The organism is Salinifilum aidingensis (assembly GCF_054782015.1).
In genome coordinates this window covers 1-509 of sequence record NZ_BAAGTH010000065.1, presented here as the reverse complement: position 1 = coordinate 509, position 509 = coordinate 1, and the positions used below count along the sequence as shown (strand labels likewise).

The 509-nt window shown below is 44.6% G+C and carries 1 protein-coding gene; it reads right to left on the bottom strand.

Going from position 1 to position 509, the window contains the following annotated elements; all coding sequences use genetic code 11:
• Positions 1 to 474: Rossmann-fold NAD(P)-binding domain-containing protein (locus ACYVJE_RS23145; protein ID WP_461146145.1), on the bottom strand; the 474-nt coding region annotated here is incomplete at its 3' end.
• Positions 475 to 509 lie beyond the last annotated feature (35 nt).

Here is a 509-nt window from a genome sequence, read left to right as displayed (position 1 = left end):
AGCATAGTGAATAACGCCGTCTTTGATGAATACAGGGTCATCAATAGTCGTAGGCTTGTCAATCGTTTCAACGGTCCCACCTTGGTCGATGGCAACATCGACGATAACGGAGCCCTTCTTCATTGACTTAACCATGTATTCCTTGACCAACTTCGGTGGACGAGAACCAGGAATAAGAATAGTTGATACAAAGATATCAGCATCCTTGATTTCCTTAGCCAAGTTTTCTTCGTTGGACTTAACAACACGTACGTTCTTGCCAGCAAATTGTGTTTCAAGTTCTTTGATCCGGTCGTCATTTAATTCAATGATAACTACGGAGCAACCCAAACCTAAAGCCATATCTGTGGCACCAATAGCAGCGTGACCACCACCAAAGATAACAACGTTACCAGCGTGGATACCAGGAACAGGGATACCTGGAAGTAAGATACCTTCGCCTTGGTGTTGTGCTTCCAAGTAGTAAGCACCCATGATAACTGAACGACGCCCTGCGATTTGACTCATAG